The organism is Flavobacterium sp. CG_9.1, assembly GCF_015751645.1.
Lineage (GTDB): Bacteria > Bacteroidota > Bacteroidia > Flavobacteriales > Flavobacteriaceae > Flavobacterium > Flavobacterium xanthum.
The window spans coordinates 118,661-134,631 of sequence record NZ_JADOVC010000008.1 but is presented as its reverse complement, the minus strand read 5'-3'; the positions used below and the strand labels follow the sequence as shown (position 1 = coordinate 134,631).

11 protein-coding genes and 1 pseudogene are annotated in these 15,971 nt (G+C 35.4%); 8 read left to right on the top strand and 4 right to left on the bottom strand.

The annotated features are described in order from the left end of the window. A partial coding sequence (locus IWX83_RS06500) for a transposase domain-containing protein (protein WP_196828471.1) occupies window positions 1–180 on the top strand: 180 nt, incomplete at its 5' end. A 52-nt stretch (window positions 181–232) separates the two neighbouring features. Here IWX83_RS06500 and IWX83_RS06495 read toward each other — a convergent pair. Next, window positions 233–715: pseudogene (locus tag IWX83_RS06495) on the bottom strand (serine hydrolase); the annotation flags it as partial. A 239-nt stretch (window positions 716–954) separates the two neighbouring features. On the opposite strand from IWX83_RS06495, the gene IWX83_RS06490 reads away from it, so the two are divergent. Together IWX83_RS06490 and IWX83_RS06485 are read left to right on the top strand one after the other, a co-directional pair. Then, window positions 955–1,395: a hypothetical protein gene (locus IWX83_RS06490; RefSeq protein ID WP_196828467.1), complete on the top strand. Its 441-nt coding sequence runs from the start codon at window positions 955–957 to the stop codon at window positions 1,393–1,395. Continuing rightward, a complete protein-coding gene (locus IWX83_RS06485; protein ID WP_073355171.1) occupies window positions 1,376–1,672 on the top strand; it encodes a DUF721 domain-containing protein in 297 nt (98 codons plus the stop codon). Before IWX83_RS06490 ends, IWX83_RS06485 begins: the two co-directional genes overlap by 20 nt. Before the next feature lie 129 nt (window positions 1,673–1,801). On the opposite strand, the gene IWX83_RS06480 is transcribed toward IWX83_RS06485, so the two are convergent. Both IWX83_RS06480 and bshC read right to left on the bottom strand, forming a co-directional pair. After that, on the bottom strand, window positions 1,802–2,221 hold the full coding sequence (locus tag IWX83_RS06480) for a nucleoside-diphosphate kinase (RefSeq protein ID WP_073355172.1): 420 nt from the start codon (window positions 2,219–2,221) through the stop codon (window positions 1,802–1,804). Window positions 2,222–2,307: 86 nt separating this feature from the next. Beyond that, on the bottom strand, window positions 2,308–3,897 hold the full coding sequence (bshC, locus tag IWX83_RS06475) for a bacillithiol biosynthesis cysteine-adding enzyme BshC (protein ID WP_196828465.1): 1,590 nt from the start codon (window positions 3,895–3,897) through the stop codon (window positions 2,308–2,310). Window positions 3,898–4,001: 104 nt separating this feature from the next. Between bshC and IWX83_RS06470 the strand changes: the two genes are divergently transcribed. Then, complete coding sequence (locus tag IWX83_RS06470; RefSeq protein WP_196828463.1) at window positions 4,002–5,285, top strand: MFS transporter; 1,284 nt, start codon at window positions 4,002–4,004, stop codon at window positions 5,283–5,285. A gap of 55 nt (window positions 5,286–5,340) precedes the next feature. On the opposite strand, the gene IWX83_RS06465 is transcribed toward IWX83_RS06470, so the two are convergent. Beyond that, window positions 5,341–9,396: a T9SS type B sorting domain-containing protein gene (locus IWX83_RS06465; RefSeq protein WP_196828461.1), complete on the bottom strand. Its 4,056-nt coding sequence runs from the start codon at window positions 9,394–9,396 to the stop codon at window positions 5,341–5,343. 146 nt (window positions 9,397–9,542) lie between these two features. Between IWX83_RS06465 and IWX83_RS06460 the strand changes: the two genes are divergently transcribed. The 4 genes from IWX83_RS06460 to IWX83_RS06445 all read left to right on the top strand — a co-directional run bounded on the left by IWX83_RS06460 (window position 9,543) and on the right by IWX83_RS06445 (window position 15,439). After that, window positions 9,543–11,765 carry a radical SAM protein gene (locus IWX83_RS06460; RefSeq protein WP_196828459.1) on the top strand — a complete coding sequence of 741 codons (2,223 nt, stop codon included), beginning with the start codon at window positions 9,543–9,545 and terminating at the stop codon, window positions 11,763–11,765. Window positions 11,766–11,867: 102 nt separating this feature from the next. Then, complete coding sequence (locus tag IWX83_RS06455; RefSeq protein WP_196828457.1) at window positions 11,868–12,353, top strand: acetyl-CoA carboxylase biotin carboxyl carrier protein subunit; 486 nt, start codon at window positions 11,868–11,870, stop codon at window positions 12,351–12,353. A gap of 98 nt (window positions 12,354–12,451) precedes the next feature. Then, window positions 12,452–13,894, top strand: coding sequence for an acetyl-CoA carboxylase biotin carboxylase subunit (accC, locus tag IWX83_RS06450; RefSeq protein ID WP_196828455.1), 1,443 nt, complete (start codon window positions 12,452–12,454; stop codon window positions 13,892–13,894). Between the two features lie 3 nt (window positions 13,895–13,897). Further along, entirely contained in the window at window positions 13,898–15,439 is a 1,542-nt protein-coding gene (locus IWX83_RS06445; RefSeq protein ID WP_196828453.1) for an acyl-CoA carboxylase subunit beta, read from the top strand. Window positions 15,440–15,971: the final 532 nt, after the last annotated feature.

Below are 15,971 nucleotides of genomic sequence, written 5' to 3'. Positions count from 1 at the left end.
GATGCTGCTCAAAGAGCGGCTATGGCCTATACCTTTTTTACTAACTGCAAAAAGCATAACGTAAATCCTTTTGAGTGGCTAAAATATACCCTTGAGAATATCCAATCTATAAACCACAAGAATATTACAGACCTGTATCCTCACAATTACAAGCAGCTAGCGCAATCTAAACCATTGTAAAATTACGCTCCTATCATTAATCTTATTGAACTAAACAATATGTAGTTGCTCGGGTGGATACATCTAATCCGGAAGTCATATTGAGTAGATGCTTGTTTGTAATTAAATTTTCTTTGGCTAAAGGCAAACTTGTCCAACCGGTTCCTATGTATTGCGAAACTTTAGTATTGATGTTGATGAGGTTTTCTTGTTGTGCTATTCCTGTTACAGTTGAGGTTAGTGTTTTTCCGGCGCTTGCCCAATACCAAAAAGTATTGGCGTCATGACCGTTAAAATAATTTTCCACTACGATTCTTCCGTTGACAAGAATGATAAAAGATTTAGACTTTTTGAGTTCTAAATAATCTAGTAGCGGTTGCATAGCGGTTTGTTTCCAACCTAAACTTGCAATTGATTTTGTTTCCCAAGTGGTACCAGTTAAAGGTGGAAAATAAAGGTTTTCAGTTGTTGGTGGAGTAGGAATTGGTTCCGTGGTTTCAGAACTGCAGCTGCTGCACAATAATACGATGAAGAGACTGTAGATTATTTTTGACATCTTGCTACTGATTTAGTTCTAATTCCTTTACCACCAAAAATATAGAAAATAGTTTAAAGTGTTTCTGAAATTTTTGTTTTCTTTGAAGTTAATATGAGTAACTTTGTATCTAGAATAAACGCGATTAATCACAAATTCCCTAGCCCTGATTGCAGCGTAAATCCTTTTTAGCCGCTTTTTCAGCGGGTAAAAAGATTGAAGCGTAAAGCAGGAAACAGCTCCTAAAAATAATTAGTATTATGAAAAAAACAGTTAGCATTCTATTTTTGGCATTTCTTTTTGTGGCTTGTCAGCAAAAGGTAAAGCCAGAAGATATTTCAAAAATAAATGGATATTGGGAAGTAGAGAAGGTAGTTTTTGATTCCATAAAGGACAAAGAATACGGGATGAATGAGGTGTATGATTATTTCGAAATAAAGAATAATAAAGGGATTAGGAAGAAAGTGATGCCGCAATTAGACGGTACGTTTGTGGTGAACGATACGTATGAAAACGTAACGGTTCGATTTGCGGATGACAAAGTATTCTTAGACTATTCTACGCCTTATATGAAGTGGAGTGAGGAATTAATTGCTGTTTCAGCGGAAGAATTAGTGCTGTTGAACAAGGAAAAAGTAGAATACCATTACAAAAAAGCAACACCAATAAATTTACTGGGCGATGGCAAAACGACTAAATAATCAAAGTACGATAGGGGATGTTTTGAAACAAATTATCCAGGTGAATAAACTGCAACCCGGAATGGACCAAATTGACGTGAAAGACGCTTGGAAAAACTTAATGGGAAATGGCGTGAACAGTTATACGAACAATGTGGTTTTGAAAGGAAGTACGTTGTATGTTGAGCTAACTTCGTCTGTTTTGCGGGAAGAATTAAGCCATGGAAAATCTAAAATTGTTGCTATGATTAATGAGGAATTACGACGAGATGTAGTGAAGGATGTGGTTTTGCGATAATGATTTTAGATTGCTGATTAACGATTTTTGATTTCAGATTGTAGTAAATATAAAAATTCCCGCTTCTATTGGAAACGGGAATTTTTTATTAAAATTTGAAATCTCAGATCAGCAATCTGAAATCTGAAATTAAAATTGCTCTCTTCCAGCAAAATGGAACGCACCTTCGATAGCTGCATTTTCATCGCTATCAGAACCGTGAACTGCATTTTCTCCAATAGAAGTCGCGTATGCTTTACGGATAGTTCCTTCAGCAGCTTCAGCAGGATTTGTAGCACCAATTAAAGTTCTGAAATCTTCAACTGCATTGTCTTTTTCTAAAATAGCAGCAACAATTGGTCCTCTTGACATGAATTCAACTAATTCACCGTAGAAAGGTCTTGCAGCGTGAACTTCGTAAAAAGCTTGAGCATCAGCAATTGTTAATTGTGTTAATTTCAAAGAAACGATTTTGAAACCTGCAGTTGTAATCATTGCAAGTATGTTTCCGATGTGTCCGTTAGCAACAGCATCAGGCTTAATCATTGTAAATGTTCTATTAGTAGCCATCTTTTTATTTTTTAATTTTTGTGCAAAAATAGTATTTTTTTATTGATTATTTTTACAAATTCGGCATTCAAATAACGGTTGTCTGATTAAAGTACAATAATATCAAATTGATTGTCCAATGGTTTGAGTTGCTGAACCAACGCTGGAATGATATTTTCGCCGAATTCCAAATAAAATTCCGAAAAATTAGTTTGGCGTTCTTGTAAACTTTGGTTAGGGAACAGCTCGCTTTGTAAGTTGGTAATGCGTTCTAATACGTCATTTAATTTTCTTTTTTGAGCTTTTAGCAAACGTTTTTCTAGATTGTCTAAACCTTTGATTTGTTTTTTTTCTTGTGCTTTTACAGCTCCAAGGAAAGATTCGTCCGTTTTGTTCGCTACATCATATAGACTACTAAATTGTTTTTGTAATTGTGCTTTCAAATCTACTAAATCGATTGGGAAATCTGATAATTCTTTGGTTTTAGTAGTTACTAAATGGTCCTGTTTCGAAAATAAATTCTCCCAATTCAATTCTAATTTGTCTGCTTTTTTAGCTTGCTTTTCAGTTGCCAATAGGACAGAGTTTCTAAGTAAAAGGATTGGAAAAGTTACTTTTGCAGCAGCAAAAAAGGATTTTAATTCCAACCAATAGGCAATTTCTCCACCTCCGCCGATATAGCATAAATTAGGAAGAATTACTTCCTGATATAATGGACGCATAATTACGTTAGGACTGAATTTTTCTGGATGATTTTCTAATAATGCTAGAATTTCTGTTTCAGAAAACTCAATTTTTGTATGATTTACTTTGTATTTCTGTTCTTCAAAAAGAATACGCTCGCGAAAATTATCCTCGATGTAAAACAAATTTATTTGACGGGGATTAACTTGAATCGTATATTCTTTTAATTTTTCGGCAGTTTCTAAAACTAATTTGTGGGAGGATTGGTGTAGTAATTCTTCTTTTGCAAATGGAATGAAATGGCGTTTTAAATCGGCATTATCTGCATCCAAAATGACTAATCCATACGCGCCAAAAAGTGCATTTGCCAAAAAACGTGTTGCATCGGCTAGGTTGTTGTGCGATAGATAAGAATCTTCAAATAATTTTTTTAACGTTTCGGCATTCGTACTGGAACCCAATTCCATTTTATAAACTTCCAGGAAATCAGCTAAACCATCAGTAGACAATCGTCCTACGGGACCTGTGCTTTCTTTATTCCAACGGAATTTTTTGCCTTTAAAATTGAAATAATTGATTTCTTCAAAATCATGATCTTCGGTTGCCATCCAGTAAATGGGTACGAAATTATTCGTTGGATATTTCGCTTTTAATTCAGTTGTTAAATTAATAGTCGAAATGATTTTGTACAAGAAATAAAGCGGTCCGCTGAATAAGTTTAATTGATGCCCAGTGGTAACGGTGAATGTATTTTGAAGTGCTAAATCCTTAATGTTTTGTTCCGTTATTGCGGAAGTTTCAACTTTTAAATATTGTTTTTGTAAAACAGTAACCAGCGTTTCTCGGGAAGCGTTATCAAAGTTATTTTGCTTTTCAAGAATTTGAGCTTCAAAGCTTTCAAGTGTTGGAAATCTGTTATATAAGGATGATAAATTGGTTTTTTGGTCTAAATAATCATTCATCAAAGGAGAGAAATATCCGGAATTCTGATAGCTGATACAGTCGGTTGGCATAATAAAGTTTTATAAGATGCTAAATTACCATTAATTATTGGAATTATTTATTTGTTACTTTCGAAAAATAGTATCATTTTTATTGAAATATTTTTAACAATCTTATGAAAGATAATTCAATGCCTAACGCTAAAAACTCAGTAAAACATGTTCTTTTTGGTAGTTTAATAGGTACTACGATAGAGTTTTTTGATTTTTATATTTATGCGAATGCCGCTGTATTGGTTTTTCCACAATTATTCTTTCCAAGTTCAGATAACACCTTGGCGACTTTACAATCATTAGCTACTTTTTCAATTGCTTTTTTATCGCGTCCGCTTGGTTCCGCGTTTTTTGGACATTATGGTGATAAAATAGGACGTAAATTTACTTTGGTAGCTGCTTTATTGACTATGGGAATTTCGACTGTAGCTATTGGTTTTTTACCCAGTTATGCCAGTATTGGAGTTGCGGCTCCTTTGTTGTTGATGTTGTGTCGATTTGGGCAAGGTGTTGGTTTAGGAGGCGAGTGGGGAGGAGCGGTATTGTTAGCTATTGAAAATGCACCACCAAATAAAAGAGCTTGGTACGGCATGTTTCCACAACTTGGTGCTCCTATTGGTTTGTTGCTTTCCGGCGGAACATTTTTGTTATTGACCGATACCTTGAGTAATGACGATTTTATGAATTACGGCTGGCGTATTCCGTTTATAGCTAGTTCACTTTTGGTCGTAATCGGTTTTTATATTCGAACTAAAATCACTGAAACTCCGTCTTTTGAAAACTCAAAAAAAGAACAGGAAGAGGTAAAAATCCCCTTTTTAACGCTGATTAAATCGTATAAAAACCAATTAATTTTTGGGACTTTTGCTGCCGTGACTACCTTTTTAGTTTTTTATTTAATGACAGTTTTTACATTGAGTTGGGCTACATCCGACTTAGGTTTTGCAAAAAGAGATTTCTTATTGATTCAGTTGTTTTCGGTACTGTTTTTTGCGGCGTTTATTCCCATTTCGGCGGTTGTTGCTGATATAATTGGGCGACGTAAAATGCTGATTATTGCCAAAACTGCTATTGCGGTGTTTGGTTTTGCATTTTCTTACTTTTTGAACTCAGGAAGTTCGGTCATGATTACTGTATTTTTATGCACTGGAATGGCTTTGATGGGATTTACTTATGGTCCGTTGGGTACTTTTTTGTCTGAATTGTTTCCTACTGCCGTTCGGTATTCAGGAGCTTCTTTGACCTTTAACTTAGCTGGAATTTTGGGAGCTGCTTTTGCACCCATGATTGCGATTTGGTTAGCAAGCACTTATAGTTTGACTTACGTTGGATTTTATCTGACCATAGCGGCTTGTATTTCGTTGTTTGCATTACTGGTGATTAGTAAAGAGGAGCATAAATTTTAAAATATAAAAGATTTTAAATAGAAAGGGCGACTGAAATTTTTCAGCCGATCTTTTTCTATCGTTTCAAACTAAAATGCCCTTTGTCTTCTTTTCCATCTGCTCGAGTGGCTATAAACCAATAATCAGTGGCGGGAAGTTGTTGATTATTATAAGTTCCGTTCCAAGTTTCATTTTGATTTAGAACTGTTATTAATTTCCCATAGCGATCAAAGATTTTAATTCCGGTATTAGGTTTCAAATAAGCAAAATTAATAGTCCAAGTATCATTAAACCCATCTCCGTTTGGCGTGAAGAATTTTGGGTAAGGAAGTTCATCTACTAAATCAAGACAGCCTGCATTTGTTGCTTCAAGAATATTCACTGTTATCGGAGTTCGTAAACTTTCGCAGTTGTTTATAGTTTGAGATGCGTAATAAGTCATTTCATTTTCAAGTACAATCGATTCAGATAATGTAGTTAAAGAGGAAAGGCTTGTGTACCATTTTATGTTTTGTCCTTCGATAGCGATATTGCTAATTTTTGTATTTTCTTGAATGCAGAAAGTTTGGTTTGGATTACCAATGGGTATTTGTGTATCCTGAATCGTTACCGTAATTGCTATTTTTTCACTTTCGCAGTCATTTAATGTTTGCGTAGCGTAATAGGTTACGCCATTTGATAATACAGTTGTTTCAGCTAAAGCCGTTCCATTGGTTAAGGCATCATACCATTTAATATTGGAACCCAAAATATTTAGATTGGAAATTTGTGCATTTTCATCAATACAAAATTGTTGATTAGTGTTACCTGTTGGAGGTGGAGTGTCATAAATTCGAATTAAAATAGCAATTCTGTCACTTTCACAACCTATAGTTTGCGAGGCATAATAGCTTTTGTTATTTTCAAGTAAAGTAGAATTTGGTAAACTAATTGCACTAAAATTAGTTTCATACCAGTTTAGGTCTTGTCCAGCTATTTGGATAGCGCTCAACCTTGCGTTTTCTTTTTTACAGAAATTTTGATTTGCATTTGCAGTTGGAGTAGCGGGCGTATTTACAATTGAAATGGTGATTCCAATTCGTTCGCTTTCGCAAGTATTTATAGTTTGAGTTGCATAATAAGTCATGCCGTTTTGCAAAGAAGTTGAATTAGACAATAGCGTTCCAGAGGAGTTATACCATTTTATAGAAGTTCCAGAAATCTGGACGGTGTCTAAAGTAGGGTTTTGACTGGAACAAAAAGTTTGATTTGCATTTCCTGTTGGAGCGAGTGTATTTTGAATGTTTATGAGGACAGGAATTCTTTCACTTTCGCAACTGTTAATGGTTTGAGAAGCGTAATAAGTATTTCCGTTTTGTAATGAAGTTGTAATTGATAAAAGTGATCCATTGGTTAAACTATCATACCATTTTATGTTTTGTCCTGAGATGATTATGTCGTTAATGGTTGCATTTTCTTGGATGCAGAAAGTTTGGGGAGAAGTTGCAGTTGGTAAAGGTTGAGGAGTAATAATAACCGTTTGGTTTTGTGTTGCTGTATTTCCGTTTCCATCATTATAATTCCAAACCACCGTATAGGTTCCGGGTAAACTATAGGAAAGTGCACTTGCAGTCGTCGCTGTAATCGTACCTGCACAACTATCTGTTGCTGTTGGGATTGTAGTAATTACTGTGTTGCAATCTCCGGTAAGTGTTGGTAGGGTTGTACTATCTGGAATTGGCAATTCAATATCTCCAACAATTACAGCGACTGTTTTTGTATCATCACAACCGCCTGTTCCCGTAATTAAACAACGGTATTCGCCGCTATTTAAAGTTGTTGCGTTAAGAATAGTTGGATTTTGTAGAGTAGAAGTAAATCCGTTTGGCCCCGTCCAAGTATAATTGGTTCCGCCGGAAGCATTTAATTCGATAGTATTACTAATACAGATTGGGGAATTGCTAAAGGCTAAAGGATTCGATAGGCAGTCTTGAAATTTTGCGATAAAAGTATTACCGTCTGCAAGTGTTGGATATTCTGTTCCTACTGTACCAAGATTAGTACTTCCTGTTGTTCCAATAGTATAAATGTTTCTTCTATCGTAAAAAATATTTTTTATATAATCTTGATTAGCTCCCCCATAATAAGTACCCCATTCTAGTTTTCCATAAGTGTCAAACTTTGAAATAAAGCCTTCATCAGAACCATTATTTACAGGCTGAAAACTCCCAGTGGTAGCAATGTCTGTTTGGCTCCTTGTATTTCCTGTTATATAAACATCTCCGTTTGCAGAGGTAAAGCTACTTTCACAATTATCAATTCCTATAAAATTATTTGAGCCATAATAAGTTCCCCATTGTCTGATACCCTCAGTATTAAATTTAGCAATAAATGCATCAACACCTCCTACCGCTTGATTTTCTTTATGAGAGTCTGTAGTCGAAATGTTATTTATACTATTTGTTGTTCCGGTAATGTAAATGTTATTCAATTCATCCGTTCCTAAGCCAGTTACACGGTCGTAATAATCATTTACTGAAATGAAAAAAGAGGCATCCCCACCATAATAAGTACACCATATTCGCTGTTCTAATGAATTAAATTTAACTATGAAAGCATCAATGTAATAAACTTGTGTTTGGTGTGCACCAGGAGTAGAAATATCAGGCTGGTTGGAGCCAAAAAGCGAATATTGTCCTGATAGAATTAAATTGTTACTGTTGTCAACGGCTGAATAAGTTACTTTTCCAGGGAAATAACTTCCATGTATATTATTTCCCAAAGAAGAGAATTTAGCGTAGAAACCGCAGCCGTTAAAAGTATTATTATTTAGTGATTGGAATGCATTACTTGTTGCAATTCCCCCAGAACTATTTGTTTCTCCTGCAATGATTAAATTTTCTTGATTGTCTAAACTTAAAGTATTTATTTTTTCTCTATCGCTGCCGCCAAATAATGTTCCCCATATTAGTTGTCCATTAGCGTTAAATTTAAGAATTAATCCGTCCAGTGAGAAATCAGGATTAGTAGTTTTGTATGCTCCAGGAGTAGTCAGATTATTTCCAGAATTATAGCCATAATCAGAGCCTCCAATGTAAATGTCGTTATTGGTGTTAACTGCAAGATCACTAATCATAGCAGAATTAATGTAAGTGCCCCATATTTTTTTGCCATCTGGTGTAAATTTTGAAAGGAATGATGCATCCCAAATTGATATTTTTGTGGTTTGAAAACCACCAGAAGTAGCAATATTTGTTGCACTTGAGGTTTCTCCTGTGATGATAACATTTCCAGATTTATCCGCTCTTATCTTTTGAGTGAGATTTCCGCTAGCTCCCCCAAAGTAAGTCCCCCACAACCGCACCGGAACTGGGTCTATAATTACTGTTTTATCAGTTGTAATATTTGCAGTTTCAAAACCATAAATATTATTTTTGATTTTTTTGTAACCAACAGTAATTTTTCTTTTGATTTCTCCTTCTTCTGTCCAACTAGCGGGTAGAGTTTCTTCCATCTTACCAAAACGAACATTCATTTGGATTTTGTTATCGACTAAATCCGTTTTGACTCCATTAAACTTCATTTGAATATCCGAAATTTTACCTTTTGGGTGTACCACAAAATTATATTCCACTGTTTTTAAAGTGTCTTTTGGAACAAAAAAAACCACATCAATATTGGGGTAAATATTTTTATATGTAATTTGCTGGTACAGATGCACGTTAACGACACCCTCGGGTTTATTCGGGACATTGTAATAATTATCATAATCTTTTGAAGCTTCGGCTGTAACTAATTCTACGTTTGGATTGGAATTAACAAAATCAATGTCTACTCTGTGAAATACATATTCTAAAGTGTAATCCGGTGTTTTATTATCGTTTTTTGCTAGCGATGAAAAAGTATTGCTGCCCTCGATACGCTGTTTTACAGACTTTTTTATAACTTCATAAATATCATAGGAGAATCCATTCTTTTTTATTTGAACGTTTAATCCATCAGTATTTAATAAAAACTGAACGCCTGGATTTGGTTTTCCGTTTTGGTCTGTAATTTGTCCTTTGTTTTCAATGAAACCTATTGATTTCTTTTTTTGTTGTGCAAAAGAAGGAGTAATAATTAATAATAAAAAGGAAAGTACTATATGTTTCATTCGAGTTATTATAAGGACTGTGCATGTAATTAAATATCTACAAAACAAAACTACTATTTTTTATTTAAAAAGATAACGGCAGTCTCTAGCATGTTTTGACAATAACTATTTAAATATCCCTTATTTTTGCACAAAACTTATTTCTTTTGAAAACTAAATTATTTTTAATTACGCCGCCTTTTACCCAACTGAATACACCGTATCCAGCAACCGCATATATTAAAGGGTTTCTGAATACTAAAGGCATTGAATCGGTACAAGCGGATTTAGGCATCGAAGTGATTTTGAAATTGTTTTCAAAAGAAGGGCTTATAGATTTGTTTAAAGTTTCAAGTTTAAAATTTAACGTTCTAAAAATTTCAGATAATTCCAAACGTATTTACGCTTTACAAGACGAATACATCAAAACAATCAACCCTGTAATTGCATTTTTACAAGGAAAAAATCCAACATTAGCACTCCAAATTTGTCAAGAAGATTTCTTGCCAGAAGCGTCCCGATTTGCACAATTAGAAGAATTAGATTGGGCTTTCGGTACTATGGGAACACAGGACAAAGCGAAACATTTGGCGACTTTGTACCTTGAAGATATCTCTGATTTTATAGTAGAATGTGTTGATTCTAATTTTGGATTCAGTCGCTATGCGGAACGTTTGGGTCGAAGCGCTAATTCGTTTGATGAATTGTATGAAGCTTTACAGCAAGAACCAACCTATATTGATACTACTCTTCTTTCGATTCTAAAAGAAAAAATAGAGAATATCCAACCCACAATGTTGCTGATTTCAGTTCCGTTTCCAGGAAACTTATATGCAGCCTTTCGTTCCGCTCAATGGGTCAAAAAGCATTATCCGAAAATTAAAATTTCAATGGGTGGCGGTTTCCCAAATACAGAACTTCGTTCGCTTTCAGATGCACGCGTTTTTGAGTTCATTGATTATATCACGTTGGATGATGGCGAAAGACCAATTGAAGAATTAATAAATGCTGTCACTTCGAGCGCGTCATCCCGAGCGGAGTCGATAGAAGAGAAGCTATATAAGAGGACTTTTTTATTAGAAGATGGAAAAGTGGTTTACAAAAATAATTCCCTAAAACACGATTATAAACAAGCGCAAGTGGGCACGCCTGATTATTCAGATTTGCTTTTGGATAAATACATTTCGGTTATCGAAATTGTGAATCCAATGCACCGCATGTGGAGCGACGGTCGCTGGAATAAGCTAACTATGGCACACGGTTGTTATTGGGGAAAATGTACTTTTTGTGATATTTCTTTGGATTATATTAAGATCTACGAACCCGTTGCTGCCAATTTATTGTGTGATCGAATGGAGGAAATGATTGCTCAAACAGGCGAGAACGGATTTCATTTTGTTGATGAAGCCGCTCCTCCAGCTCTAATGCGGGCTTTGGCACTCGAAATTCTTCGCAGGAAATTAGCAGTTACGTGGTGGACGAACATTCGATTTGAAAAAAGTTTTACAAAAGATTTATGTTTGCTACTAAAAGCTTCTGGTTGTATCGCTGTATCTGGTGGTCTCGAAGTCGCTTCGGATCGATTATTAAAGTTAATAGATAAAGGGGTTACGGTCGAACAAGTCGCGAAAGTGACTCGGAATTTCACTGAAGCAGGTGTAATGGTTCATGCCTATTTGATGTACGGATATCCTACACAAACGATTCAGGAAACGGTAGACAGTCTCGAAATGGTAAGACAATTGTTTGAAGTTGGCGTTTTACAATCTAGTTTTTGGCATCAATTTGCTATGACGGCACATAGTCCAGTTGGCTTGTATCCAGAGAAGTTTGGTGTGGTAAAGGAAACCGAAGCGATTGGAACTTTCGCTAATAACGATATTAATTATACCGATTCAACCGGAATCGATCATGATAAATTCAGTTTTGGACTCAAGAAATCCTTGTTCAACTTCATGCACGGAATCTGTTTTGATTATGAATTGCAGGATTGGTTCGAGTTTAAAATTCCAAAAACTAAAATCTCGCCTGATTTCATTTTTGATGCTTTAGAAGAAGAGGATGATTTTTACATAAAGCCAACTGCCAAAATTGTTTGGTTGGGAGGGAAGCCCTTTATAGAAAATTTTACTAAATCTAAAAAAGGGAATTCTTGGGAATTGATGACGTTGACTTTTCATGATAAAAAAGAAAGTTTTAGTATTCAAACTAATAAAAAGGAAGGGGAATGGTTGACCGAAATACTTCTAAAAATCTCCGTTTCCAATGCTAAAATTTATATTTTTCAAGAAATTAAATCTGATTTTGAAACTCAATTGGAAGACTTCGAATTATTTTGGTATTCAAAACCCATCAAAACCTTAAGAGAATTTGGGTTACTAGTTTTGTAAATTTATTTTAGTAAAACTATACTAAATTAGCATAAAACATCTGTTTTAAATGTACGCAAACGTTTTCTTTACTTATTTTTACATCCAATAAAAAATGTACTTATGAGTATTGGTTATAAAGTAAATGTAAATGACACTTTTCATTTTGATATTGAAAAGAAGGATATTTCACAATTAGACGCAGTGCGTATGGAAACAAATAAATTCCATATACTACATGAAAACACCCCTTTTAAAGCGGAAATCCTAACGTCCGATTTCAATCAAAAAAGCTATACCGTTAAGGTAAACAACAACACTTATACCGTAACGATAGCAAATCACCTCGACTTGCTCATCAAGGAAATGGGATTTGAAGTGGGTATTACCAAACAGGTAAACTTCATTAAAGCGCCTATGCCTGGACTAATTTTGGAAATTAGTGTTGTGGTGGGTCAAGAAGTGAAAGAAAACGATAATCTAATCATTCTTGGAGCCATGAAAATGGAAAACAGTTTCCTTTCGCCACGTGATGGGGTTATCAAATCTATTTCAATTGCTATGGGAGATGCAGTAGAGAAAGGGCAACTTTTAATTGAATTCGAATAATAAATTACCGCTAATTTGCTTATTCAAAATCGAGGACCCCAACATAAGGGAGTCTAGTAGAATTAAAAAACAGCGAATCTGTGGTTAAAATAATCAAAATGAAAAAAATATTAGTTGCCAATAGAGGGGAAATTGCCATCAGGGTAATGAAAACCGCACAAAAAATGGGCATTAAAACAGTTGCCGTTTATTCAACTGTAGATCGAAATGCACCTCACGTAAAATTTGCTGATGAAGCGGTTTGGATTGGTGAAGCACCTTCAAGTCAATCCTATTTGCTAGGACACAAAATCATTGAGGTAGCCAAAACCTTAAATGTAGATGCAATTCATCCTGGTTATGGATTTTTGAGTGAAAATGCAGATTTTGCTGAAGAGTGTGAAAAAAATGACATCATATTCATTGGTCCAAAATCCAAAGCTATTAGGGTTATGGGGAGTAAATTAGCAGCTAAAGAGGCTGTTAAAGACTATAATATTCCTATGGTTCCAGGTGTAGACGAAGCAATTACAGATATCGAAAAAGCAAAAGTAGCTGCTAAAGCAATCGGTTTTCCTATTCTTATAAAAGCTTCAGCCGGTGGCGGTGGAAAAGGAATGCGTGTGGTGGAAAGTGAAAGTGATTTTGAATCTCAAATGAACCGTGCAATTAGCGAAGCAATTGCAGCCTTTGGGGATGGTTCTGTTTTTATCGAAAAATATGTAGCCTCACCACGGCATATCGAAATTCAAGTTATGGCTGACAGTCACGGAAATATATTGTATTTATTCGAAAGGGAATGCAGCATCCAGCGTCGTCACCAAAAAGTAATTGAAGAAGCACCTTCATCCGTTCTCTCGCCTGAATTGCGCAAGCAAATGGGAGAAGCGGCTGTTTTAGTGGCTAAATCATGTGATTATTTAGGTGCGGGAACAGTAGAGTTTTTATTGGACGAAAATAATAACTTCTATTTCCTTGAAATGAATACCCGTTTGCAAGTGGAACACCCTGTTACAGAATGGATCACAGGTACTGATTTAGTAGAATTGCAAATCAGAGTAGCGAGAGGCGAAGTTTTATCGATGAAGCAAGAAGATTTAAAAATCAAAGGTCACGCTGTCGAATTGAGAGTCTATGCAGAGGATCCTACAAATGACTTTCTACCAAGTGTTGGGAACTTGGAGGTATATGAATTGCCTGTGGGTGAAAATATACGCGTCGATAATGGTTTTGAACAAGGCATGGATATCCCTATTTATTACGATCCTATGGTGGCCAAGTTAATTACTTATGGAGCAACTCGTGAAGAAGCGATTCAGTTGATGATTAAAGCGATTGATGGGTATCATGTGGAAGGAGTACAAACTACTTTGCCTTTTGGGAAGTTTGTTTTTGAACATGAAGCCTTTCGTTCGGGAAATTTCGACACTCATTTTGTAAAGAAATATTACAATGCGGAGATATTGAAAAACCAAATGGCTAAAGAAGTCGAAATTGCAGCTCTTGTGGCTATGAAACAGTATTTTGAAGATCAGAAAATCATACGATTACCAATTCAGTAAATTATGGAATCTAAAATAAAAGTATTAAACAATAAAATTGCCGAAGCGCATTTAGGTGGTGGTAAAAAACGCATCGAGAAACAACATTCCAATAAAAAATTAACCGCCAGAGAGCGTGTTGAGTACTTAATGGATGAAGGATCTTTTGAAGAAATTGGAATGTTGGTCACACACCGTACTTCTGATTTTGGAATGGAAAAAGAATTGTATTATGGCGATGGTGTTATCACAGGATACGGAGCTATAAATGGAAGATTGGTTTATATATTTGCCCAAGATTTCACTGTTTTTGGCGGTTCATTGTCAGAAACTCATGCCGAAAAAATTTGTAAAGTCATGGATATGGCGGTCAAAATGGGAGCGCCAATGATAGGATTAAACGATTCTGGCGGAGCACGTATTCAGGAAGGTGTGCGTTCTTTGGGTGGTTATGCCGATATTTTTTATAGAAACGTTCAAGCTTCAGGAGTGATTCCTCAGATTTCAGCTATTATGGGCCCCTGCGCTGGTGGAGCGGTCTATTCTCCTGCCATGACTGATTTTACTTTGATGGTAGAAGATACTAGTTATATGTTTGTCACAGGACCCAATGTTGTTAAGACCGTAACCAATGAAACTGTAACCTCAGAGGAATTAGGAGGGGCAAGTACACATTCAACTAAGTCAGGTGTGGCGCACTGCACTTCTGCAAATGATGTAGAATGTTTAGAGGATCTCAAGCGATTGCTGAGCTATTTGCCACAGAGCAATAAAGAAACAGCCCGCGATTTGCCTTATGAATTAGGGAATGAGATTCGGGAGCAATTATCAAATATAATTCCTGATAATCCTAATAAACCGTATGACATGCATAGTGTAATTGGTGGGATTATTGATGAAGATTCGTTTTTTGAAGTTCATAAAAATTATGCTGAAAATATTCTGGTGGGTTTTGCTCGATTGGGAGGAAAAAGCATTGGTATTATTGCTAATCAACCTATGGTTTTAGCAGGCTGTTTGGATGTGAACAGTTCCAAAAAAGCGGCACGATTTACCCGTTTTTGTGATTGTTTTAATATTCCTTTATTGGTTTTGGTGGATGTACCAGGTTTTTTACCTGGAACGGATCAGGAGTGGAATGGTATTATAGTTCATGGAGCTAAATTATTGTATGCCTTAAGCGAAGCGACCGTGCCAAGAGTGACGGTTATTACACGAAAAGCTTATGGAGGTGCGTACGATGTGATGAATTCAAAACACATTGGTGCCGATATGAATTTTGCTTGGCCAACTGCTGAAATTGCCGTAATGGGAGCTAAAGGTGCCTCTGAAATTATTTTCAAAAAAGAAATCAGTGATGCAGACGATCATGAAGCAAAATTATTAGAAAAAGAAGCAGAATATGCCACTTTGTTTGCTAATCCTTACACTGCTGCACAACGTGGTTTTGTGGATGAGGTGATTTTACCACAAGATACCCGCCGCAAATTGATAAAAGCATTTAGTATGCTTGAAAATAAAGAAAGTATCACTCCGAATAGAAAACACGGAAACATTCCTTTGTAATTTTTTGGGTAAAAATAAAACAACCAGCTCTAATCCAGCTGGTTTTTTTATGGGTACACTTTTAATGTAAATGAAGTGAAAAAAAAGTAAAATTGACTTTATGACTGCACGTATTGAAGGGATAGTAGTACCAAGGGAATTTTCAGATTGAACCTGTAGCTAAGAGAATATAGATTACTTGTCAAAATTATTTTTATTTAGAATTACGAATTGTATTGGCAACCCAATATCCTAAAAATTTTTAGCAACACACCACAATCTAACCATTACACGCTTAAATTAATTATAATTTCATTTTAAATTTCTCCAAGCAACTAATTTGAAGACGCCTAGTACTGAATTTACTAATGGCGTATTACAACACTAGTTGCAGTAGTGGTGGAACAAAAGTTAGCATTTCAACTTGATCGTCTTGTCCTTTAAAAGATAAAAACAAAGTGGAATGTAACAAGTAGTAAATCTGTAAAATTAGTTGGAAAAAATCTATTGTGTAGTTTAAAATTGGCAACAGTTAAGTTAAAGATTTTGTTGG

Excerpts from the sequence above, each read along its gene's own strand:
- IWX83_RS06465 (WP_196828461.1), bottom strand. The coding sequence starts at position 9,396 with ATGAAACATATAGTACTTTCCTTTTTATTATTAATTATTACTCCTTCT.
- IWX83_RS06485 (WP_073355171.1), top strand. The coding sequence starts at position 1,376 with ATGGCAAAACGACTAAATAATCAAAGTACGATAGGGGATGTTTTGAAA.
- IWX83_RS06470 (WP_196828463.1), top strand. The coding sequence starts at position 4,002 with ATGAAAGATAATTCAATGCCTAACGCTAAAAACTCAGTAAAACATGTT.
- IWX83_RS06480 (WP_073355172.1), bottom strand. The coding sequence starts at position 2,221 with ATGGCTACTAATAGAACATTTACAATGATTAAGCCTGATGCTGTTGCT.
- IWX83_RS06455 (WP_196828457.1), top strand. The coding sequence starts at position 11,868 with ATGAGTATTGGTTATAAAGTAAATGTAAATGACACTTTTCATTTTGAT.
- IWX83_RS06445 (WP_196828453.1), top strand. The coding sequence starts at position 13,898 with ATGGAATCTAAAATAAAAGTATTAAACAATAAAATTGCCGAAGCGCAT.
- IWX83_RS06490 (WP_196828467.1), top strand. The coding sequence starts at position 955 with ATGAAAAAAACAGTTAGCATTCTATTTTTGGCATTTCTTTTTGTGGCT.
- accC (WP_196828455.1), top strand. The coding sequence starts at position 12,452 with ATGAAAAAAATATTAGTTGCCAATAGAGGGGAAATTGCCATCAGGGTA.
- bshC (WP_196828465.1), bottom strand. The coding sequence starts at position 3,897 with ATGCCAACCGACTGTATCAGCTATCAGAATTCCGGATATTTCTCTCCT.